The sequence below is a fragment of the Pseudomonas sp. PDM17 genome, from assembly GCF_014851985.1.
In the GTDB taxonomy this organism is placed as follows: domain Bacteria; phylum Pseudomonadota; class Gammaproteobacteria; order Pseudomonadales; family Pseudomonadaceae; genus Pseudomonas.
In genome coordinates, this window is the sequence record NZ_JACVAT010000004.1 from 622,723 (window position 1) to 644,216 (window position 21,494).

Annotated in this window: 18 protein-coding genes and 1 pseudogene; 11 read left to right on the forward strand and 8 right to left on the reverse strand. The window is 63.8% G+C overall.

The window, feature by feature from the left end:
* The first annotated feature begins 12 nt into the window (after nt 1-12).
* Complete coding sequence (gene ehuA / locus IB256_RS17165) at nt 13-777, forward strand: ectoine/hydroxyectoine ABC transporter ATP-binding protein EhuA (RefSeq protein ID WP_192403560.1); 765 nt, start codon at nt 13-15, stop codon at nt 775-777.
* A 74-nt stretch (nt 778-851) separates the two neighbouring features.
* Here the strand turns inward: ehuA and IB256_RS17170 are convergent, their stop codons facing one another.
* The 3 genes from IB256_RS17170 to IB256_RS17180 form a co-directional block, all read right to left on the reverse strand.
* Nucleotides 852-1,118, reverse strand: coding sequence for a PilZ domain-containing protein (locus IB256_RS17170; protein ID WP_081518975.1), 267 nt, complete (start codon nt 1,116-1,118; stop codon nt 852-854).
* Between the two features lie 57 nt (nt 1,119-1,175).
* Nucleotides 1,176-2,489: an Nramp family divalent metal transporter gene (locus IB256_RS17175; protein ID WP_192294374.1), complete on the reverse strand. Its 1,314-nt coding sequence runs from the start codon at nt 2,487-2,489 to the stop codon at nt 1,176-1,178.
* Between the two features lie 98 nt (nt 2,490-2,587).
* Complete coding sequence (locus tag IB256_RS17180; protein WP_192294376.1) at nt 2,588-3,475, reverse strand: lysophospholipid acyltransferase; 888 nt, start codon at nt 3,473-3,475, stop codon at nt 2,588-2,590.
* A gap of 157 nt (nt 3,476-3,632) precedes the next feature.
* On the opposite strand from IB256_RS17180, the gene IB256_RS17185 reads away from it, so the two are divergent.
* Together IB256_RS17185 and xrtQ are read left to right on the forward strand one after the other, a co-directional pair.
* Entirely contained in the window at nt 3,633-5,609 is a 1,977-nt protein-coding gene (locus tag IB256_RS17185) for a VIT and vWA domain-containing protein (protein ID WP_192403411.1), read from the forward strand.
* A complete protein-coding gene (gene xrtQ, locus IB256_RS17190; RefSeq protein WP_192403414.1) occupies nt 5,606-6,946 on the forward strand; it encodes an exosortase Q in 1,341 nt (446 codons plus the stop codon). Before IB256_RS17185 ends, xrtQ begins: the two co-directional genes overlap by 4 nt.
* Here the strand turns inward: xrtQ and IB256_RS17195 are convergent.
* Complete coding sequence (locus IB256_RS17195; RefSeq protein ID WP_192294382.1) at nt 6,943-7,497, reverse strand: DNA-3-methyladenine glycosylase I; 555 nt, start codon at nt 7,495-7,497, stop codon at nt 6,943-6,945. The genes xrtQ and IB256_RS17195 overlap by 4 nt on opposite strands.
* A 192-nt stretch (nt 7,498-7,689) precedes the next feature.
* Here IB256_RS17195 and glyQ point away from each other — a divergent pair, with 192 nt between their 5' ends.
* From glyQ to IB256_RS17215, 4 genes are all read left to right on the forward strand, one after another.
* Complete coding sequence (glyQ, locus tag IB256_RS17200; protein ID WP_015474809.1) at nt 7,690-8,637, forward strand: glycine--tRNA ligase subunit alpha; 948 nt, start codon at nt 7,690-7,692, stop codon at nt 8,635-8,637.
* On the forward strand, nt 8,637-10,691 hold the full coding sequence (gene glyS / locus IB256_RS17205) for a glycine--tRNA ligase subunit beta (protein WP_192403415.1): 2,055 nt from the start codon (nt 8,637-8,639) through the stop codon (nt 10,689-10,691). The genes glyQ and glyS overlap by 1 nt, the downstream gene beginning before the upstream one ends.
* Before the next feature lie 100 nt (nt 10,692-10,791).
* On the forward strand, nt 10,792-11,322 hold the full coding sequence (gene gmhB / locus IB256_RS17210; RefSeq protein ID WP_192294386.1) for a D-glycero-beta-D-manno-heptose 1,7-bisphosphate 7-phosphatase: 531 nt from the start codon (nt 10,792-10,794) through the stop codon (nt 11,320-11,322).
* Between the two features lie 13 nt (nt 11,323-11,335).
* Complete coding sequence (locus IB256_RS17215) at nt 11,336-12,109, forward strand: lysophospholipid acyltransferase family protein (protein WP_192294388.1); 774 nt, start codon at nt 11,336-11,338, stop codon at nt 12,107-12,109.
* Between the two features lie 71 nt (nt 12,110-12,180).
* Here the strand turns inward: IB256_RS17215 and gyrB are convergent, their stop codons facing one another.
* From gyrB to dnaA, 4 genes and pseudogenes are all read right to left on the reverse strand, one after another.
* Nucleotides 12,181-14,598, reverse strand: coding sequence for a DNA topoisomerase (ATP-hydrolyzing) subunit B (gene gyrB, locus IB256_RS17220; protein WP_138213454.1), 2,418 nt, complete (start codon nt 14,596-14,598; stop codon nt 12,181-12,183).
* 3 nt (nt 14,599-14,601) lie between these two features.
* Nucleotides 14,602-15,704: pseudogene (gene recF, locus IB256_RS17225) on the reverse strand (DNA replication/repair protein RecF).
* Nucleotides 15,705-15,713: 9 nt separating this feature from the next.
* A complete protein-coding gene (dnaN, locus tag IB256_RS17230) occupies nt 15,714-16,820 on the reverse strand; it encodes a DNA polymerase III subunit beta (protein ID WP_024765010.1) in 1,107 nt (368 codons plus the stop codon).
* Between the two features lie 29 nt (nt 16,821-16,849).
* Nucleotides 16,850-18,379: a chromosomal replication initiator protein DnaA gene (gene dnaA / locus IB256_RS17235; RefSeq protein ID WP_192294392.1), complete on the reverse strand. Its 1,530-nt coding sequence runs from the start codon at nt 18,377-18,379 to the stop codon at nt 16,850-16,852.
* Nucleotides 18,380-18,900: 521 nt separating this feature from the next.
* On the opposite strand from dnaA, the gene rpmH reads away from it, so the two are divergent.
* Genes rpmH through yidC form a run of 4 tightly spaced genes read left to right on the forward strand, consistent with a single transcriptional unit; the run spans nt 18,901 to nt 21,449 of the window.
* Nucleotides 18,901-19,035: a 50S ribosomal protein L34 gene (gene rpmH, locus IB256_RS17240; protein WP_003100258.1), complete on the forward strand. Its 135-nt coding sequence runs from the start codon at nt 18,901-18,903 to the stop codon at nt 19,033-19,035.
* A gap of 14 nt (nt 19,036-19,049) precedes the next feature.
* Nucleotides 19,050-19,457: a ribonuclease P protein component gene (rnpA, locus tag IB256_RS17245; protein ID WP_192403417.1), complete on the forward strand. Its 408-nt coding sequence runs from the start codon at nt 19,050-19,052 to the stop codon at nt 19,455-19,457.
* Complete coding sequence (yidD, locus tag IB256_RS17250) at nt 19,450-19,698, forward strand: membrane protein insertion efficiency factor YidD (protein WP_015479779.1); 249 nt, start codon at nt 19,450-19,452, stop codon at nt 19,696-19,698. The genes rnpA and yidD overlap by 8 nt, the downstream gene beginning before the upstream one ends.
* A gap of 2 nt (nt 19,699-19,700) precedes the next feature.
* Nucleotides 19,701-21,449 (forward strand): membrane protein insertase YidC, encoded by a 1,749-nt coding sequence (yidC, locus tag IB256_RS17255; protein WP_192294394.1) that lies wholly within the window; start codon nt 19,701-19,703, stop codon nt 21,447-21,449.
* Nucleotides 21,450-21,494: the final 45 nt, after the last annotated feature.

The following is a 21,494-nucleotide window of genomic DNA, read 5'->3' on the forward strand; positions in this document are numbered from 1 at the left end:
ACGGCCCAGCCGATGGTCAGCTTCCGCAACGTGTGCAAGAGCTACGGCAGCTTCAGCGTGCTCAAGGACCTCAACCTGGAGGTGAAGGCCAACGAGAAGGTCGCCATCATCGGTCCCAGCGGCTCGGGCAAATCGACCCTGCTGCGCGCACTGATGACGCTGGAGACCATCGACAGCGGGCTGATCGAAGTCGACGGCGAGCCGCTGACCCACCTCAAGCGCAACGAGACCCTGGTGCGCGCGCCGGAGAGCCACGTGCGCAAGGTGCGCAGCAAGATCGGCATGGTGTTCCAGTGCTTCAACCTGTTCCCGCACATGAGCGCGCTGCGCAACGTGATGGAGGCGCCGGTGCAGGTACTCGGCATGCGCCGCGAAGAAGCCCGCGAGCGCGCGGTGGAGCTGCTGGAAATGGTCGGCCTGGGCAACAAGCTCGACCACTATCCGTCACAGCTTTCCGGCGGCCAGCAGCAACGCGTGGCGATTGCCCGCGCGCTGGCGATGCGGCCCAAGGTGATGCTGTTCGACGAGGTGACTTCGGCGCTGGACCCGGAGCTGTGCGGCGAGGTCCTCAACGTGGTGCGCAAGCTGGGCGCCGAGCACAACCTGACCATGCTCATGGTCACCCACCAGATGGGCTTCGCCCGCGAGTTCGCCGACCGCGTGTGCTTCTTCCACCAGGGCAGCATCCTGGAACAGGGCAGCCCGCAGCAGTTCTTCGGCCATCCACAGCATGAGCGGACACGGGCATTCCTGAGTGCGGTGAACGAGGCGAATTGATAACGCGGGAGCCGTGCCCTGATGGTAGGAGCGAGCTTGCTCCTACAGAAAGGCAGTTCGCAGTGCAGCGGGGATCAGGCGTTGCCGACGAAGCGGAAGCCCGCGCCCTCGGCGTCGGTGCGCATCACTTCCATCTCCAGGATCGGCGCATCGAAGGGCATGTCCTGCACCTGGCCAGTCACGCGGGTGCCGGCGGGCAGCGCGGCGAGCACTTCATGACGGACGTAGACGCCGCCATCGGACAGATCACGGGTATGGCCGAACACATCACCGAAGCTGGCATGGCTGATCTTGATCCGGCACTTCATCGGGGTACGCGGGTACTGCCTTTGGTTCGACATGAATGGCATCCGTCCTGAATGTCAGCGCACTAATGGGCCTGAAACCCAGGGGTCAGGTCAAGCCAGCAATTGCGCGAGCAGCCAGAGATTGGCGGCGCTGATGACGCAGAACAAGCCCCAGGCCAGCACACGGGTCAGCAGGGAGTTGGCGAACTCGCCCATCAGTGCGCGATCGCTGGTGAAGCGGATCAGCGGCCAGAGCGCGAACGGCAGTTGCAGGCTGAGCACCACCTGGCTGAACACCAGCAGCTTGCCCACCGCCTTGTCGCCCAACATCACCACGCCGATCAGCGCCGGGATCAGTGCCAGGGCGCGGGTGATCAGGCGGCGTTGCCAGCAGGGAATCTTCATCTGCAGGAAGCCATCCATGATCACCTGCCCGGCGATGGTGCCGGTAAAGGTGGAGCTCTGCCCGGAGGCGAGCAGGGCGACGCCGAAGAGGATCGCCGCAAGGCCGGTGCCCACCAGCGGTTCGAGCAGGCGGTAGGCGTCCTGGATTTCGGTGACGCCGGTGTGGCCGGTCTCGTGGAAGGCCGCGGCGGCGAGGATCAGGATTGCCGCGTTGACCAGCAGTGCGAGGCTCAGCGAGACCACGGTGTCGATGCGCGTCAGGCGGATCGCCGCGGCCTTGCCGTTGCTGCCGCTGACCTGCCGCGTCTGCACGATGGAGGAATGCAGGTAGAGGTTGTGCGGCATCACCGTGGCACCGAGGATGCCGATCGCCAGGTACAACGGCTCGCGCTGGGTCACCGCGTCCCAGCTGGGCAGGAAGCCGGCGGCGACGTCGGGCCAGTAGGGCTTGATGAGGATCAGCTCGACCAGGTAGCAGCCGCTGATGGTGACGATCAGGCCGAGCATGATCGCTTCCAGGTGGCGGAAGCGCTGGCCCTTGAGGCCGAGCACGATGAGCGTGTCGAAGGCGGTGAGGATCACCCCGGTGACCAGGTCGACGCCTAGCAGCAGGTGGAAGGCCAGGGCGCAGCCGAGCACTTCGGCAAGGTCCGTGGCGACGATCGACAACTCCGCCAGCAGCCATTGCAGACGCGCCGTGCCGAGGCTGTAGCGGCTGCGCGAGAGTTGCGCCAGGTCCTGGCCGGTGACGATCCCCAGGCGCATCGCCAGGCACTGCAGGACCATCCCGGCGAGGCTGGAAAGCAGCACCACGAACAGCAGCTGGTAACCAAAGCCCGAGCCGGCTTCGATGGCGGTGGCCCAGTTACCCGGGTCCATGTAGCCGATGGAGACCAGCAGACCGGGGCCGGCGAACTGCAGGATGCGCTTCCACAACGGCGCGCCGGCCGCGACCTGGATGCTGCCTTTGACTTCCGAGGGACAGAACGGCGCAGTGGCGGTGGTCGGCAGGCCGAGCATGGGGAGGGATTCCGGGAGCGTGGGACGTTCAGCCTGACGCCCCGGGCATCAACAATCCAGGGGCGACGTGCCTATCGGGTCGATTGAGCGGGGCGTGCTCAGTACCAGCGGGCCTCGCCCTCGGGGCGCTTCTTGAAGCGCTTCATGGTCCACATGTACTGGCTGGGATAGGCACGGACGTACTTGGCCAGCTCGCGGCTGAGCGCAGCGACCGACACTTCCATGTCCTTGTCGTACATATCCGCCGGGGCCGCCTCGAGGATGACCTTGTAGCCGCTGCCATCGGGCAGGCGCACGGCGTGGAAGAACACGCCACGAGCCTTGCCGCGCGAGAGCAGCGAGGGCACGAACTTGCTGGTCAGCGCAGTGGTGCCCAGGTAGGGCACGAACAGGCCCGAGCCGAGGTCCGGCTCCGGGTCACAGGGGATGCCGACGCAGCCGCCGTTCTTCACTTCCCTGATCACGCTCTTGATGCCTTCAGGCGTCGAGGGCGCGACGCGGTTGCCCAGCTGTACGCGCTGCTTCTTCAGCAGATCGTCCACCGCCTTGAGCTTGGGCGGGCGGTAGAAAATGATCGGCTTGGCGTAGGAGCAGTAGAAGTGGTTGAGCACTTCCCAGTTGCCCAGGTGGCTGGTGATACCGACCAGGCCATCGCCGGAGGCCAGCGCTTCTTCCAGCACTTCCATGCCTTCGACTTCACGGATGTACTGCAGCGACTTCTGCGGCGACCACATCCAGGCGCAGGCGCTCTCGGTCAGCGTGCGGCCGATGTCCATCAGGCTCTGGCCGACGAGCTTCTCCAGCTCGGCCTCGGACAGTTCGGGGAAGCAGTGCGACAGGTTGATCCGCACGATCTCGCGGGACCGGTTGGGCAGCTTCCACATCAGCCAGCCGATGCCGGCGCCCAATGCGCCCACCGCGCGCCACGGCAGCATGGCGAACAACCGCAGGAAGCCCACCACCAGTGCGCCCTTGAATTTCTCCACGGAAAACTCCTTCAAGCAGATGGCGGCCATTGTAGCCGCTCGCGCCGGTAAATCGGGCGCCATCGCGGCTCCACACAATCTCCACCCGGCGAGCACATTGCGCCCACAGCGCGCGCGCAACCTGCGGCCATTCGATCCACTGGCCCGGAGGCCCGCGATGCTTACCCCCACCATCCTTGCACGGCTGTGCTGCCTGCTGCTGGCGATGAGCGCCAGCCTGGCGGCACTGGCTGCAGAGGACAGCAGCTCCAGTCCATACTTCTTCGTCGAGAATGCCGACCCGGCGATCGACGCGCTGCCCCTCAAGGCCACCCGCGTGGAGGCCCGCGTGCTGGGCAACATCGCCGAAGTGACGGTGACCCAGGAGTACCGCAACCAGGGCAAGACACCGCTGGAGGCGCGCTACGTGTTCCCCGCCTCGACCCGCGCTGCCGTCCACGGCATGACCGTGCACCTGGGCGACCGGGTGATCCAGGCGCAGATCCGCGAGAAGCAGAAGGCCAAGGCCGAGTACCGGCAGGCCAAACAGGACGGCAAGACCGCCGCGCTGCTGGAGCAGGAGCGCGAGAACGTGTTCCAGATGAACGTCGCCAACATACTTCCCGGCGACGCGGTGCAGGTGGAACTGCGCTACAGCGAGCTGCTGGTGCCCACCGACGGGCGCTTCCAGTTCGTCTTCCCCACGGTGGTCGGGCCGCGCTACAACGGTCGCGGTGAATCCGGCAGCGGCAAGCAGCAGTGGATCGAGTCACCGTACCTGCCGGCCGGACAGCCTTCGGCCACGACCTTCGCCCTGCAGGTCGAACTGCTGGCGCCGGTGCAGATCGGCGAGATCGCCTCGCCTTCCCATCGCCTGACCATTCAGCGTGACAGCCGGCGCGCCACCGCGCAGATAGCGGCTGACGATGCCACCGCCAGCAACCGCGACTTCATCCTCGATTACCAGCTCGGCGGTGAATCCGTGCAGAGCGGCCTGTTGTTGTCGCGCGGCGAGCAGGAGAACTTCTTCCTCGCCATGGTCGCCCCGCCGCGAGCGCCGGACGCCCGGCTTATCGTGCCGCGCGACTATGTCTTCGTGGTGGATGTCTCCGGCTCCATGAACGGCTTCCCACTGGACACCACCAAAATCCTGCTGCGCGACCTGATCGGCCGCCTGCGCCCCAGCGACACCTTCAACCTGCTGTTGTTCGCCGGCGACAACCGCAAGCTGGCGGAGCGTTCGCTCCCCGCCACGCCGGAAAACATCCGTCTGGCCATCGAGCTGCTGGACAGCCAGGTCGGCGCCGGCGGTACCGAGCTGATGCCGGCCCTGCGCGAGGCGCTGTCGATGCCCACGGATCCGGAGCGCTCGCGAAGTTTCGTGGTGGTCACCGACGGCTACGTCACCATCGAGAGCAGCGCCTACAAGCTGGTGCGCGAGAACCTGAGCAAGGCCAATCTGTTCGCCTTCGGCATCGGTAGCGCGGTGAACCGCAGCCTGATCGAAGGCCTGGCGCGGGCGGGGCAGGGCGAGCCTTTCGTGGTGACCGATGATGAGCAGGCGAACAAGGCGGCGCAGCGCTTCCGCAAGATGATCGACAGCCCGCTGCTCAAGGGTATCCATGCCCGCTTCGAGGGCCTCGATGTCTACGACGTGGAGCCGCTGCAATTGCCCGACCTGTTCGCCAATCGCCCGCTGGTGCTGTTCGGCAAGTGGAAGGGCGAGCCGCGTGGTGAGCTGCGTCTCGACGCCCACGCCGCCGACGGCCCGTTCCAGGTACGGTTGCCGACCAGCACCGGCAACCTCACTGACAGCGGCAGTGCGCTCGCCCACCTGTGGGCACGCCAACGCCTCGCCAGCCTGATGGACCAGGAGGCGCTCGATGGCGGCTTCGAGTTCAGCTCGCAGATTCTCGACCTCGGTCTGAAGTACCAGTTGCTCACGCCCTATACCTCGTTCATCGCCGTCGACCAGCAGGTGCGAAATCCCGACCCGCAGGCGAGCAGGACGGTCGACCAACCGCTGCCGATGCCCCAGGGCGTGAGCAACAACGCCATCGGCAGCACCGTGCCCGGCACGCCGGAACCGGGCGTATGGGCCATGTCGCTGCTGGCCGCGCTGGGCGCCTGGTTCTGGCGGAGGAAGGCCGCATGATCCGCCGCCTGCCCGGCTGGAGCTGGCTGCTGTTCGCCGCACTGGCGGCCTGGCCGAGCTGGCTGTGGGCGGCGCGACGGTTCAGTGATGGTTCGGATGATCCGTTGGGGATCATCGCGCTGGCGGCACTCGCACTACTGCTCCGGCGCGACTGCACCAGCCTGCGCAGGCAACCGCGCCTGCGCTGGCTGGGCAGCGCAGCGCTGTTGCTGGTTGTCGGGGCGCTTTCCCAATCGATCCTGCCGCCGCTGCTGCGCGGGCTGGTCTCGGTGCTGGCGCTGTTACTGGTGATCCTCAGCCTGCGTGCCTCCGGACAGCCCTGGCTGGCCTGGCTGGGGCTGGGCGTACTGTCGTTGCCGCTGCTGTCTTCGCTGCAGTTCTTCGTCGGTTATCCATTGCGCGTCGTCACCGCCGAGGTCAGCGCGTGGCTGCTGCGCCTGGGCAGTTGGACGGTGGAGCGGCAGGGCAGTGCGCTGCTGGTGGACGGCCAGTGGGTGATGGTCGATGCGCCCTGCTCGGGTATCCAGATGGCCTGGGTCGGCTACTTCACCGCCTGCGCGCTGGCGGCCTGGCTGCGGCTGCCGGACCGCCTGCTGTTGCGCCGCCTGCCGCTGGTGGGACTGCTGGTGCTGGGCGGAAACATCCTGCGCAACACACTGCTGGTGTGGGGCGAGAGCGAGGCGAGCGGGTTTCCCGGCTGGGCCCACGAGGCGGTCGGGCTACTGGTGTTCGTCGGAGTCTGCGGGATGATTTTCCGGGTGATCGGGCGGCGTGCATTTGTACCGTCGGCGTCGGTGGAAGCTACCCGGCCTGCCCCTTCTGCGCGTTTCGCCGGCAGCCTGCTCGGTGCCCTGCTGCTGGCGACGCTCTGGCCTTTCCTGTCACCGGCTACCACCGCGTCAGAGGCAGCTCGAGTCGCCCATGAATGGCCGGTGCAATTCGAAGGTCGTGTCTTGCGCCCGCTGGCGCTTTCGCCGGTGGAGCAGCGCTTCGCCGCGGACTTCCCCGGCCAGCTCGGCCGCTTCAGCGATGGCCAGCGCAGCATTGTGCTGCGCCAGGTGCTGCGGCCAACCCGCAAGTTGCATCCGGCGGAGGATTGCTTCCGTGCGCTGGGCTATCGCATCGAGCAGACGCAGCTTCGGCAACGGGTTGACGCGCAAGGTCTGCAACGCTGCTTCGTGGTCGAACGCGAGGGAGTGCGACTGCAGGTCTGCGACTACATCGAGGACGCCACCGGCCAATCCTTCTCCGATACCTCGTCCTGGTACTGGTCAGCGCTGACTGGCCGCTCCGCCGGGCCCTGGCAGGCGGTCACGGTGGCCAGCCCGCTGCCTTAGGCGCGGGTCAGCTCGGCGTAGCGGTCGCAGTCGACAGTGTGGTCCATCACCATGCCGGTGGCCTGCATGAAGGCGTAGCAGATGGTCGGGCCGACGAAATTGAAACCGGCCTTGCGCAGCGCCTTGCTCATGGCCTCGGCCTCGGGCGTCACCGCCGGCACGTCGCCGCGGCCGCTGAAGTGGTTGACCTTGGGCTGGCCGCCGACGAAGGACCAGAGGAAGGTCACCGGGTCCTCCAGCTTCAGCCAGGCCTGGGCGTTCTGCCGCGCCGCCTTGAGCTTGGCGAAGTTGCGGATGATGCCTGGGTCCTGCATGCGCTCCTCGATTTCCTCGTCGGTCATGCGCGCCAGGCGCGCGGGATCGAAGCCGAACAGCACCTCGCGGTAGCGCTCGCGCTTCTTCAGCACGGTGATCCACGACAGACCGGCCTGGGCGCCTTCGAGGATGATCATCTCGAACAGCGCGCGGGCATCGCGCTGGGGCACGCCCCACTCGGCATCGTGGTAGGCGATGTACAAGGGATCGTCGTTACACCAGAAGCAGCGGGGCATGGCAGTCGGCCTTGGAAACGGGAAGGTTCTGACTATAGACAAATGGCTGTACAAAAACACAGTCATCTGGCCAGTTTTTCGCTCATCGCGGGCGTACGAACGGTCGCGCAAAAAGCGCTGTGAAGCCCAAGCTGCAAGCGCCTTGCGGTATACTGCCGGGTTTTAGTCGCATATCCAGCACAGGTGAAATTCGTGAGCCAGACTACGCCCGCCGTGCCCACCTTCCAGGACCTGATCCTCGCCCTGCAAAAATACTGGGCCGATCAGGGCTGTGTGGTGCTGCAGCCCTACGACATGGAAGTAGGCGCAGGCACCTTCCACACCGCCACCTTCCTCCGCGCCGTGGGCCCGGAAACCTGGAACGCGGCGTACGTGCAACCGAGCCGCCGTCCCACCGACGGCCGCTACGGCGAGAACCCCAACCGCCTGCAGCACTATTACCAGTTCCAGGTGGTCCTGAAGCCCAACCCGGAAAACTTCCAGGAGCTGTACCTGGGCTCGCTGCAGGCTATCGGCATCGACCCGCTGGTGCACGATATCCGTTTCGTCGAGGACAACTGGGAATCGCCGACACTCGGCGCCTGGGGCCTGGGCTGGGAAATCTGGCTGAACGGCATGGAAGTCACCCAGTTCACCTACTTCCAGCAGGTCGGCGGCATCGAGTGCTACCCGGTCACCGGTGAGATCACCTACGGCCTGGAACGCCTGGCCATGTACATCCAGGGCGTCGACTCGGTGTACGACCTGGTCTGGGCCGACGGCCCGTTCGGCAAGGTCACCTACGGCGACGTGTTCCACCAGAATGAAGTGGAGCAGTCGACCTACAACTTCGAACACGCCAACGTCGAGAAGCTGTTCGAGCTGTTCGACTTCTATGAAAGCGAAGCCAACCGCCTGATCGAGCTGCAGCTGCCGCTGCCGACCTACGAGATGGTCCTCAAGGCCTCGCACACCTTCAACCTGCTGGACGCCCGCCGCGCCATCTCGGTGACCGAGCGTCAGCGCTACATCCTGCGCGTGCGCACCCTGGCCCGCGCCGTGGCGCAGAGCTACCTGCAGGCCCGCGCCCGCCTCGGCTTCCCGATGGCCACACCCGAATTGCGTGACGAAGTACTGGCCAAGCTGAAGGAGGCCGAATAATGAGCGCGAAGGATTTCCTCGTCGAACTGGGCACCGAAGAGCTGCCACCCAAGGCGCTGAAAAGCCTCGGTGAAGCCTTCCTGGCCGGCATCGAGAAGGGCCTCAAGGCCGCCGGCCTGACCTACGCCGCCGCGCGCTGCTATGCCGCGCCGCGCCGCCTGGCCGTGCAGATCGACCAGCTCGCCGTGCAGCAGCCGGACCGCACCGTGAACCTCGACGGCCCGCCGCTGCAGGCTGCCTTCGACGCCAGCGGCAACCCGACCCAGGCCGCCCTCGGCTTCGCCAAGAAGTGCGGTGTGGACCTGGAGCTGATCGACAAGAGCGGCCCGAAACTCAAGTTCAGCCAGACCATCGCCGGCCAACCAGCCGTGGGTCTGCTGCCCGGCATCGTCGAAGCCTCGCTGAACGAGCTGCCGATTCCCAAGCGCATGCGCTGGGCGGCACGCCGTGAAGAGTTCGTGCGCCCGACTCAATGGCTGGTGATGCTGTTCGGCGACGACGTCGTCGACTGCGAGATCCTGACCAAGAAGGCCGGTCGCGAATCCCGCGGCCACCGCTTCCACAACCCTGCCAACGTGCGCATCTCGGCACCGGCCAACTACCTGGAGGACCTGCGCAGCGCCCACGTGCTGGCCGACTTCGCCGAGCGCCGCGAGATCATCTCCAGCCGCGTTGCCGAACTGGCCGCCGAGCAGAAGGGCAGCGCCATCGTCCCGGCCGACCTGCTGGACGAAGTGACCGCGCTGGTCGAGTGGCCGGTGCCGCTGGTGTGCTCCTTCGAGGAGCGCTTCCTCGCGGTGCCGCAGGAAGCCCTGATCACCACCATGCAGGACAACCAGAAGTACTTCTGCCTGCTGGACGCGAACGGCAAGCTGCTGCCGCGCTTCATCACCGTGGCCAACGTCGAGAGCAAGGCGCCGGAGCACATCGTCTCCGGCAACGAGAAGGTTGTTCGCCCGCGCCTGACCGACGCCGAGTTCTTCTTCAAGCAGGACCAGAAGCAACCGCTGGAAGCCTTTAATGCCCGTCTGAAGAACGTGGTGTTCCAGGCCCAGCTGGGCACTGTCTACGAGAAAGCCGAGCGGGTTTCCAAGCTGGCCGCCTACATCGCCGAGCGCATCGGTGGGGATGCCACCAACGCTGCCCGCGCCGGCATCCTCTCCAAGTGCGACCTGGCCACCGAGATGGTTGGCGAGTTCCCGGAGATGCAGGGCATCGCCGGTTACTACTACGCCACTGCCGGTGGAGAAGCCAAGGACGTCGCCCTGGCGCTGAACGAGCAGTACATGCCGCGCGGCGCTGGCGCCGAGCTGCCGGGTACCCTGACCGGTGCTGCGGTGGCCGTGGCCGACAAGCTCGACACCCTGGTCGGCATCTTCGGCATCGGCATGCTGCCTACCGGCAGCAAGGACCCGTACGCGCTGCGTCGCGCAGCCCTGGGCGTGCTGCGCATCCTCATCGAGAAGCAGCTTGACCTGGACCTGGTCGACGCCATCGGCGTGGCTGTGTCTCAGTACGGCGATAAGGTGAAGGCCGAAGGCCTGTCCGAACAGGTGCAGGACTTCGTCTTCGACCGCCTGCGTGCCCGTTACGAGGATGAAGGCGTCAACGTAGCCGTGTACCAGGCCGTACGTGCACTCAAGCCGACCGCTCCGCTGGACTTCGACCAGCGCGTGCAAGCCGTGCAGGCCTTCCGTCAGCTCGCCGAAGCCGAGGCCCTGGCCGCCGCCAACAAGCGCGTGTCGAACATCCTGGCCAAGGCTGAAGGCGACGTACCCGCTTCCGTCAACGCCAGCCTGTTCACCGAGAACGCCGAGAAGGCCCTTGGCAGCGCCGTGGCAGCTGCCGAGAGCGAAGTAGCTCCGCTGGCTGCGGCCCGCGACTATCGCGCCGCCCTGGCCCGTCTGGCGGCCTTGCGCGCGCCGGTGGATGCCTTCTTCGAGGAAGTACTGGTCAACGCGGACGACAACGCCGTGAAGGCCAACCGCTACGCGCTGCTGGCGAAGCTGCGCGGGTTGTTCCTCGGCGTCGCCGACATCTCGCTGCTGGGTTGATGCCCGCCTGAAAGCCGGGAGTTCGCAACGGTTCGCCGTGACGGACTCCCGGCTTTTTCATTTCCAACTTATCGAAAGCGTCTGACTTGTCGAATCACTCATGAAGCTACTGATCCTCGACCGCGACGGTGTCATCAACCAGGACTCCGACGCCTACATCAAATCCCTCGACGAGTGGATTCCAATCCCCAGCGCCATCACCGCCATCGCCCGCCTGAGCAAGGCCGGCTGGACTGTGGCCGTGGCCACCAACCAGTCGGGCATTGCCCGCGGCTATTACGACCTGGCCACCCTGGAGAGCATGCACCAGCGCCTGCGCGAACTGGTGGCGGAGCAGGGCGGTGAACTCGGCGTGGTCGTCTACTGCCCCCATGGCCCCGACGAGGGCTGCGACTGCCGCAAGCCGAAACCCGGTATGCTGCTGCAGATTGCCCAGCATTACGGCGCGGAATTGCGCGGCACCTGGTTCGTGGGTGACAGCCGGGGTGACCTGGACGCCGCGCTGGCCGTCGATTGTCAGCCAGTGTTGGTAAAGACCGGCAAAGGCGAGCGAACCCTGACCAAGCCGTTGCCCGAAGGCACGCTGGTATTCGACGATCTGGCGGCAGTAGCCGACCAACTTCTTTCCTGAGGACCCATCTCCCATGTCGATAGTGCAGGCCATCAGAACCGTTCTCTTCTACCTGCTGCTGTCGTTCAGCGCTTTCGTCTGGGGCACCCTGAGCCTGCTCATTGCGCCCTTCCTGCCGTACCGCGCGCGCTACCGCTTCATTGCCCAGGCCTGGTGCAAATTCGCCGTCTGGCTCGCCAGCTGGGTGGTCGGCGTGCGCTACGAGCTCAAGGGCGCTGAGAACATCCCCGACCAGCCCTGCGTGATCCTGGCCAAACACCAGAGCACCTGGGAGACCTTCTTCCTCACCGGCTACTTCGAGCCGCTGGCGCTGGTGCTCAAACGCGAGCTGCTGTTCGTGCCCTTCTTCGGCTGGGCCATGGCGCTGCTCAAGCCCATCGCCATCAACCGCGAGCAACCCAAGGTGGCCCTCAAGCAGATCGCCAAGCAGGGCGATGAGTGCCTCAAGAAGGGCGCCTGGGTATTGATCTTCCCTGAAGGCACCCGTGTTCCCACCGGCCAGATCGGCAAGTTCTCCCGCGGCGGGGCCTCTCTGGCGGTCAACGCCAACCTGCCGGTACTGCCGATCGCCCACAACGCCGGGCACTGCTGGCCGAAGAACGGCTGGGCGAAATACCCCGGCACCATCCAGGTGGTGATCGGCCCGGCCATGTATGCCGAAGGGGAGGGCGCACGTGCTATCACCGAGCTGAACCAGCGCGCCGAGAACTGGGTCATCCAGACCCTGCGCGATATGGGTGAGCTGCCGGACGACGCCACTCCACAATCGGTGGCCGAGGCGTCCTGATTCACGGTTTCCGGCAGACAAAAGAAAAGGGCCCCAAAGGGCCCTTTCTTTTTGCCTGCAGCTTTCCTGGATCAGACGTCCAGGTTGGACACCGCCAGAGCGTTGCTTTCGATGAAGTCGCGGCGCGGCTCCACGGCATCGCCCATCAGGGTGTTGAACAGCTGGTCGGCCGCGATAGCGTCCTCGATGGTTACTTTCAGCATGCGGCGCACGTTCGGATCCATGGTGGTTTCCCACAGCTGATCCGGGTTCATCTCGCCCAGACCTTTGTATCGCTGGATGCTGTGGCGCTTGGTGCCTTCGGTCATCAGCCAGTCGAGGGCTTCCTTGAAGGTGCTGACCGACTTCTTGCGCTCGCCCTTCTGCACGTAGGCGCCGTCTTCCAGCAGACTGTTCAGCTTGCTGCCCAGCTCGGTTACCGCGCGGTAATCGTTACTGGCGAAGAAGTCGCGGTTGAAGGTGACGTAGTTCGACAGACCGTGGGCAACCATCTCGACTTCCGGCAGCCACAGGTGACGCTCGCGGTCTTCGCGCAGGCTGACCTTGTAGGTCAGGCCGGATTTCTCGACGGCCTTCAGGCGCGCCTGGAACTGCTCGATCCAGGACTGCATGGTGGCCTCGTCGCCCAGCTTTTCAGCTTCGATGCGCGGCAGATAGATGAAGTGCTCGGTCAGGTCCTGCGGGTACAGACGGGACAGGCGGGACAGGGTGCGCATGACACCGCGGTACTCGTTGACCAGCTTCTCCAGCGCTTCGCCGGACAGGCCCGGGGCGCTTTCGTTGACGTGCACGCTGGCTTCCTCGAGGGCCGACTGGGTCATGTATTCCTCCATGGCCACGTCGTCCTTGATGTACTGCTCCTGCTTGCCGCGCTTCACCTTGTACAGCGGCGGCTGGGCAATGTAGATGTAGCCGCGCTCGACCAGCTCCGGCAACTGACGGAAGAAGAAGGTCAGCAGCAGGGTACGGATGTGCGAACCGTCGACGTCAGCATCGGTCATGATGATGATGTTGTGGTAACGCAGCTTGTCGATGTTGTACTCCTCGCGACCGATACCGCAGCCCAGCGCGGTGATCAGCGTGCCGACCTCCTGGGAAGACAGCATCTTGTCGAAGCGAGCCTTCTCGACGTTGAGGATCTTGCCCTTGAGCGGCAGGATCGCCTGGGTCTTGCGGTTACGGCCCTGCTTCGCAGAACCGCCCGCGGAGTCACCTTCCACGATGTACAGTTCGGAGAGGGCGGGGTCCTTCTCCTGGCAGTCGGCGAGCTTGCCCGGCAGGCCGGCGATGTCCAGCGCGCCCTTGCGGCGGGTCATCTCACGAGCTTTGCGCGCGGCCTCACGGGCACGGGCGGCGTCGATCATCTTGCCGACCACGGCCTTGGCTTCGTTCGGGTTCTCCAGCAGGAAGTCGGCGAAGTACTTGCCCATTTCCTGTTCCACGGCGGTCTTCACCTCCGAGGAAACCAGCTTGTCCTTGGTCTGCGAGCTGAACTTCGGATCCGGCACCTTCACCGAAATGATCGCGGTCAGACCTTCACGGGCGTCGTCGCCAGTGGTGGCGATCTTGAACTTCTTCGCCAGGCCTTCCTGCTCGATGTAGTTGTTCAGGTGACGGGTGAGGGCCGAGCGGAAGCCCGCCAGGTGGGTACCACCGTCACGCTGGGGAATGTTGTTGGTGAAGCAGAGGATGTTCTCGTTGAAGCTGTCGTTCCACTGCAGGGCGACTTCCACGCCGACGCCGTCTTCTTCGCGCTGGCAGTTGAAGTGGAAGACCTGGTTCACCGCAGTCTTGTTGGTGTTCAGGTACTCGACGAAAGCGCGCAGGCCACCCTCGTACTTGAACAGCTCTTCCTTGCCGGCACGCTCGTCGCGCAGGACGATGCCGACGCCGGAGTTCAGGAAGGACAGCTCACGGATCCGCTTGGCCAGGATGTCCCAGCTGAAGTGGATGTTGTGGAAGGTTTCCGGGGACGGCTTGAAGTGCACCTCGGTGCCCGAGCCATCGGTGTCACCTACCGGGCGCAGCGGGAACTGCGGAACGCCGTGATGGTAGACCTGCTCCCAGACCTTGCCTTCACGGCGGATGGTCAGGCGCAGCTCGTGGGAGAGGGCGTTCACCACCGATACACCCACACCGTGCAGACCGCCGGAGACCTTGTAGCTGTTGTCGTCGAACTTTCCGCCGGCGTGAAGGACGGTCATGATGACCTCTGCCGCGGAGACCCCTTCTTCCTTGTGGATATCCACCGGAATGCCGCGACCGTTGTCGCGCACGGTGATGGATTCATCGGTGTGAATGGTGATGCTGATCTCGCTGCAGTAGCCCGCCAGCGCTTCGTCGATCGAGTTGTCCACGACCTCGAAGACCATGTGGTGCAGGCCAGTGCCGTCGTCGGTATCACCGATGTACATGCCCGGACGCTTACGTACGGCATCCAGTCCCTTCAGTACCTTGATACTGGAAGAGTCGTAGGTGTTCTCGCTCATTCTTCACTCCCGATGGTAGTGTCCTGAGAGACGCGCCCATGTTCCACGTGGAACATCGACACCGGCGTTTCCATTTGCCAGCCGTCTTTCAATAAGTGCGGATCGACGCAGGTGATGAATACCTGGCAACCCAGATCTTCGAGAAGCCGGCACAAAGACAACCGATGCTTCTCATCCAATTCGGAGGGGAGGTCATCCACCAGGTAGACGCATTGCCCGCGCTTGGCCTGGTTGATCAAGTGCCCCTGGGCGATCCGCAAAGCGCAGACCACCAGTTTCTGTTGGCCACGTGAAAGTATCTCCGCGGCATTGTGTCCCCCCAGGCGAATTCGTAGGTCCGCCCGTTGCGGTCCTGCCTGGGTGTGCCCCATCTGCTGGTCGCGCAGCAAGCTGGAGGACAGCACTTCGCTCAGGTCGCGTTCCTTATCCCATCCCCGGTAGTAGCTGAGCGTCAGGTCATCGATCTGGATCAGCTCGGCCAGGGTCCGCTCGAACTGGGGCTTGAGAGCCTGGATATAGGACCGGCGATACGCGTCTATTTCGTCGCTTGCCGAGCACAATTCCCGATCCCACGCAGCCTGCGAAGCACCGTCCAGTTTACCATGCCGGAGCCACGAGTTCCGCTGCCGCAGCGCCTTCTGCAGTCTCTGCCAGGCGGCCATGAAGCGTTGTTCCACGTGGAACACTCCCCAATCGAGGAACTGCCGGCGAATTTTTGGTGCCCCTTCCAGCAGGCGGAAACTGTCCGGGTTGATCAACTGCAGCGGTAAAGTCTCGGCAAGCTGAGCAGCGCTGCGTGCATTCTGGCCGTCGATGCGAATCTGGAACTCGCCCTGACGATCTCGCGAAACCCCCAGGCTGCTATCGAAGCCATTGCCCAGACGTACCTGTCCGAACACCGTGCAAGCCGGTTCTTCGTACTGGATGACAGGTTGCAGGCGCATGCTGCGAAAGGAGCGGGCGAGACCGAGCAGGTAGATGGCTTCCAGCAAACTGGTCTTGCCGCTGCCGTTTTCGCCGTAGAGGATGTTGATGCGGGGGGAGGGGGAGAAGGTCACCGGGTGCAGGTTGCGCACCGCGGTGACCGAAAGGCGGGTAAGGGACATCGATACGCGTCAGAGGCGCATCGGCATGACGACGTAGGCAGAATCGTCGTTGTCCGCTTCCTGCAGCAGCGCACTGCTGTTGGAGTCGGAGAGGATCATGCGCACCTGCTCGGTACCCATGACACCCAGGACGTCCAGCAGATAGCTGACGTTGAAGCCGATTTCCAGGCTGCCGCCGTTGTAGTCGACTTGCACTTCTTCTTCCGCCTCTTCCTGCTCCGGGTTGTTCGCCTGGATTTTCAGGAGTCCGTTAGAGAGCTGCAGGCGAATGCCGCGGTACTTCTCGTTGGACAGGATCGCGGTACGGCTGAAGGCTTCGCGCAGCACCTGGCGGTCACCGATGACCAGCTTGTCACCGCCCTTGGGCAGTACGCGCTCGTAATCCGGGAACTTGCCGTCTACCAGCTTGGAGGTGAAGGTGAACTCGCCAGTGGTCGCCCGGATGTGGTGCTGTCCAAGGACGATCGACACTTCGCCATCCTGCTCGGTGAGCAGTCGAGCCAGTTCGAGGATGCCTTTACGCGGTACGATCACCTGGTGGCGATCCTGCGCTTCTGGCACGCCGTTGCTCAGCGAGCACATGGCCAGGCGGTGACCGTCGGTCGCCACTGCACGCAGGGTGCCGCCACCCACTTCCAGCAACATACCGTTGAGGTAGTAGCGAACGTCCTGCTGCGCCATGGCGAAGCTGGTGCGATCGATCAGGCGACGCAGCTTGCTCTGCACCAGGCTGAAGGTCAGCGATCCCGGGCCTTCTTCCACGGTGGGGAAGTCATTGGCCGGCAGGGTGGAGAGGGTGAAGCGGCTACGGCCGGCCTTCACCAGGAGCTTCTGCTCGTCAACGCGGATGTCGATCACGGCGTCGCTGGGCAGGCTCTTGCAGATATCCATCAGCTTGCGCGCCGGCACGGTGATCTCGCCCGGCTCGGCAGCATCTTCCAGGGTGACGCGACCTACCAGCTCGACTTCCAGGTCAGTGCCGGTCAGCGACAGTTGCTGGCCTTCGACGACCAGCAGGACGTTGGAAAGAACCGGCAGCGTCTGGCGGCGCTCGACAACGCCAGCGACCAGTTGCAGGGGTTTCAACAGAGCTTCGCGTTGAATAGTGAAATGCATGGTCTAGTCCCTTGCCTCGTGAGGCTGCGTCAGGTGGTCAGAGTACGCAGCAGGTTCTTGTAGTCCTCGCGGATATCCGCGTCGGATTCCTTGAGTTGAGCGATCTTACGACAGGCGTGCAGCACCGTGGTGTGATCCCGACCGCCGAAGGCCACGCCGATCTCCGGCAGGCTGTGGTTGGTCAGTTCCTTGGAGAGTGCCATGGCAACCTGACGCGGACGTGCCACCGAGCGCGAACGGCGCTTGGACAGCAGGTCGGCGATCTTGATCTTGTAGTACTCGGCGACGGTGCGCTGGATGTTGTCGATGCTGACCAGCTTGTCCTGCAGGGCCAACAGGTCCTTCAGCGACTCGCGGATCAGCTCGATGGTGATCGGCCTGCCCATGAAGTGGGAGTGGGCGATCACGCGCTTCAGCGCGCCTTCCAGCTCACGCACGTTGGAGCGGATGCGCTGGGCGATGAAGAATGCAGCGTCGTGCGGTAGCTCGACCTTCGCCTGCTCAGCCTTCTTCATCAGAATCGCCACGCGGGTTTCCAGCTCCGGCGGCTCCACGGCCACCGTCAGGCCCCAGCCAAAACGGGACTTCAGGCGTTCTTCCAGGCCTTCGATTTCCTTCGGGTAGCGGTCGCTGGTCAGGATGACCTGCTGGCCGCCTTCCAGAAGGGCGTTGAAGGTGTGGAAGAACTCTTCCTGGGAACGCTCCTTGCGGGCGAAGAACTGGATGTCGTCGATCAGCAGTGCGTCCACCGAACGGTAGAAGCGCTTGAACTCGTTGATGGCATTCAGCTGCAGCGCTTTCACCATGTCCGCGACGAATCGCTCCGAATGCAGGTACACGACCTTCGCATTAGGGTTCTTCTTCAGCAGGTGGTTACCCACAGCGTGCATCAGGTGGGTCTTGCCCAGGCCGACGCCACCATAAAGGAAGAGCGGGTTGTAGCCGTGCTTGAGGTTGTCCGCAACCTGCCAGGCGGCCGCACGGGCCAGCTGGTTGGATTTACCTTCCACGAAGTTCTCGAAGGTGAAGGTGCGGTTTAGGTAGCTGGTGTGCTTGAGCGCACCTTCTACCTGGACGTTGCGCTCAGTACGCACAGTCGCGGCCGGCATGGCGGCAGCCATCGGATCGATACCCGGGCTGGATTCGTCGAGATCGACGATGGTCTGCACCGGCGCGGCCTGGATCGGCTGCGGCTCGGGCATGGACAGAGCCACCGGCGCAGGTGCGCTCACTGGTGCAGGCGCTGCGGCAACGGAAGCCGGCTGGACATTGACCTGCGGCGTCGGAACCAGGGCAGGGCGCGGAGTGCGGCTGCGTCGGCTGCCAATCAGCAGTGAAATCGCCGGAATCTGGCCGTTGCCACGCTCACTCAGCAATTCGAGCAGGCGCCCCATGTACTTCTCATTGACCCAGTCGAGTACGAAGCGGTTGGGTGCGTAGACGCGCAGCTCCTCACCCTCGGCCTCGACCTGCAAAGGTCGGATCCAGGTGTTGAATTGCTGGGACGGCAGCTCGTCACGCAGAAGCTCCACGCACTGCTGCCAAAGTTCCACGGACACGGATATCCCCCAAAAGAAGTCGCAAAGCGAAACAGACGGCTATTGTATCCCCGACGAACCAACTTATCCACAGTTAAGCGCGCCGGGATACAAGCAAAATCAAGGTGTTAATGATTTTACCGGTGGTCGGGTAATAACGCCTTGAACCTTGTGGATAACAGCTTGATGGGGCAGGGGATGACCCTGGTGATGGTTCTGTGGAAAAAATCCCTGTGGAAAAAACCGCATTCCATACCCAGCTTTCCAACCGGCTCCGCACAAGCGGCCCACGACTTCCCGACAGGGTTATCATTCCCCTTGAGGCGCTTGTTCAAAGGCTGCCGGCGAGTTATTCACAGGCATCGGCCGCCGTAAACATAATCACTGCTTCAATCTTTAGAAAAAGAGATTTCCCTCCTTTCTATAGATTTTGTATCCGGGTCTGGTTGGAAATTGACCTGACCGCCTGATTTCACTAGAATCGCCGGTCTCTTTAAACGGGGTCACTGCGACCTCATGTCGTCAAACCCAGGTACCGAATCATGAAACGTACTTTCCAACCCAGCACCCTCAAGCGCGCTCGCGTGCACGGCTTCCGCGCTCGCATGGCCACCAAGAACGGTCGTCAGGTTCTGTCGCGTCGTCGCGCCAAGGGCCGTAAGCGTCTGACCGTCTGATTTGTCTGACACAGGTGGTGAGTCGAGATTTCAGCCGGGATAAACGTCTTCTGACAGCCCGGCAATTCACAGCGGTCTTCGACTCCCCCACCTCCAAGGTTCCCGGCAAGCACATCCTGCTGCTGGCGCGCGAAAACGGTCTCGATCACCCCCGTCTGGGCCTGGTGATCGGCAAGAAGAACGTCAAGCTCGCCGTCGAGCGCAACCGCCTCAAACGCCTTCTCCGCGAATCCTTCCGCCATCACCAGCAGAAGCTGGCCGGCCTGGATATCGTGCTGATCGCGCGCAAGGGCCTCGGCGATCTGGAGAATGAAGAGCTGCACCAGCAGTTCGGCAAACTCTGGAAGCGCCTGTTGCGCAACCGGCCCAGCCCGGAACCTTCGACAGAATCTCCGGGAGTGGCCGACAGTTCCCATGCGTAGACTGGCGCTGTTACTGATCCAGTTTTACCGCTACGCCATCAGTCCCATGATGGGCAGGCACTGTCGTTTCTACCCCAGCTGTTCCTGCTACGCGCAAGAAGCCATTGAAACTCATGGTTTCCTGCGTGGTGGCTGGCTGGCCGCTCGTCGCCTAGGCCGCTGCCACCCCTGGCATCCCGGTGGCTACGATCCGGTACCGCCAGATCCTTCCAAGCCCGCCCCTTCCTCGACGGCCGAGTAACCATGGACATCAAACGTTCAATCCTATTCGTCGCCCTGGCAATCGTGTCCTACGCACTGGTCCTCCAGTGGAACAAGGACTACGGCCAGCCCGAACTGCCGGCGCAGACCGCGACCTTCAATCAGACTGAAGGCCTGCCGGACACTTCCGTGCCTGCCGGCAATGCGGCCAATGCCGACGTACCCACCACGCAGAACGCCCAGGCCAGCCTGCCCAATGAGCAGAAGCCAGCGGCCGCCAGCGAGCAGCTGATCCGCGTGAAGACCGATGTCCTAGACCTGACCATCGACCCGCGCGGCGGCGACGTGATCAAGCTCGGCCTGACCCAGTACCCGCTGCGCCAGGACCGCCCGGACGTGCCGTTCCCGTTGTTCGAGCGTGACAACCAGCGCACCTACCTGGCCCAGAGCGGCCTGACCGGCGCCAACGGCCCGGACGCCGCTGCCAGCGGTCGCCCGCTCTACGCCTCGGCCAAACCTGTCTACGAACTGGCCGATGGCCAGGACCAGATGGTTGTCGACCTGACTTATGCACAGGATGGCGTCAGCTACATCAAGCGCTTTACCTTCCACCGCGGCCTGAAAAACGACTGCACCGAGAAGGAAAAGGCACAGAAGAAGCTCGAATGCATCAATCCCAATGCCTACCAGGTCGGCGTGAGCTACCTGATCGACAACCAGAGCGACAAACCGTGGAACGCCTCGCTGTTCGCCCAGCTCAAGCGTGACGCCAGCGTCGACCCGTCCTCCACCACTGCTACCGGCGTATCGACCTACCTCGGTGCTGCGGTCTGGACCCCTGAAAAGCCCTACGTGAAAGTGTCCATGAAGGACATGGACAAAGAGCAGTTCAAGGAAACCGTCCAGGGCGGCTGGGTAGCCTGGCTGCAGCACTACTTCGTCACCGCCTGGGTTCCCGCCAAGGGCGACGCCCACAGCGTGATGACCCGCAAGGACGCCCAGGGCAACTACATCGTCGGCTACACCGGGCCCAACCTGACCGTTGCGCCGGGTGCCAAGGGCGAAACCAGCATGACCCTGTATGCCGGCCCGAAACTGCAGGCGTACCTGAAGGAACTGTCCCCAGGCCTGGAACTGACCGTCGACTACGGTCCGCTCTGGTTCATCGCCCAGCCAATCTTCTGGCTGCTGCAACATATCCACAACCTCGTGGGTAACTGGGGCTGGTCGATTATCTTCCTGACCATCGTCATCAAACTGGCCTTCTTCCCGCTGTCCGCCGCCAGCTACCGCTCCATGGCCCGCATGCGCGCCGTGTCGCCGAAACTGGCTGCGCTGAAGGAACAGCATGGCGATGATCGCCAGAAGATGTCCCAGGCGATGATGGAGCTGTACAAGAAGGAGAAGATCAATCCGCTGGGCGGCTGCCTGCCGATTCTGGTGCAGATGCCGGTCTTCCTCTCGCTTTACTGGGTACTGCTGGAAAGCGTCGAGATGCGCCAGGCCCCGTGGCTGGGCTGGATCGTCGACCTGTCGGTGAAGGATCCGTTCTTCATCCTGCCGATCATCATGGGCGCAACCATGCTGGTTCAGCAGATGCTCAACCCGACTCCACCGGACCCCATGCAGGCCAAGGTGATGAAGCTGATGCCGATCATCTTCACCTTCTTCTTCCTGTGGTTCCCGGCCGGCCTGGTGCTGTACTGGGTTGTGAACAACTGCCTGTCCATCGCACAGCAGTGGTACATTACCCGTCGGATCGAAGCGGCCGCGAAGAAGGCTTCTGCCTGATATCGCCGCCCGACACCGATCGACAAGACGCCCCCTCGTGGGGCG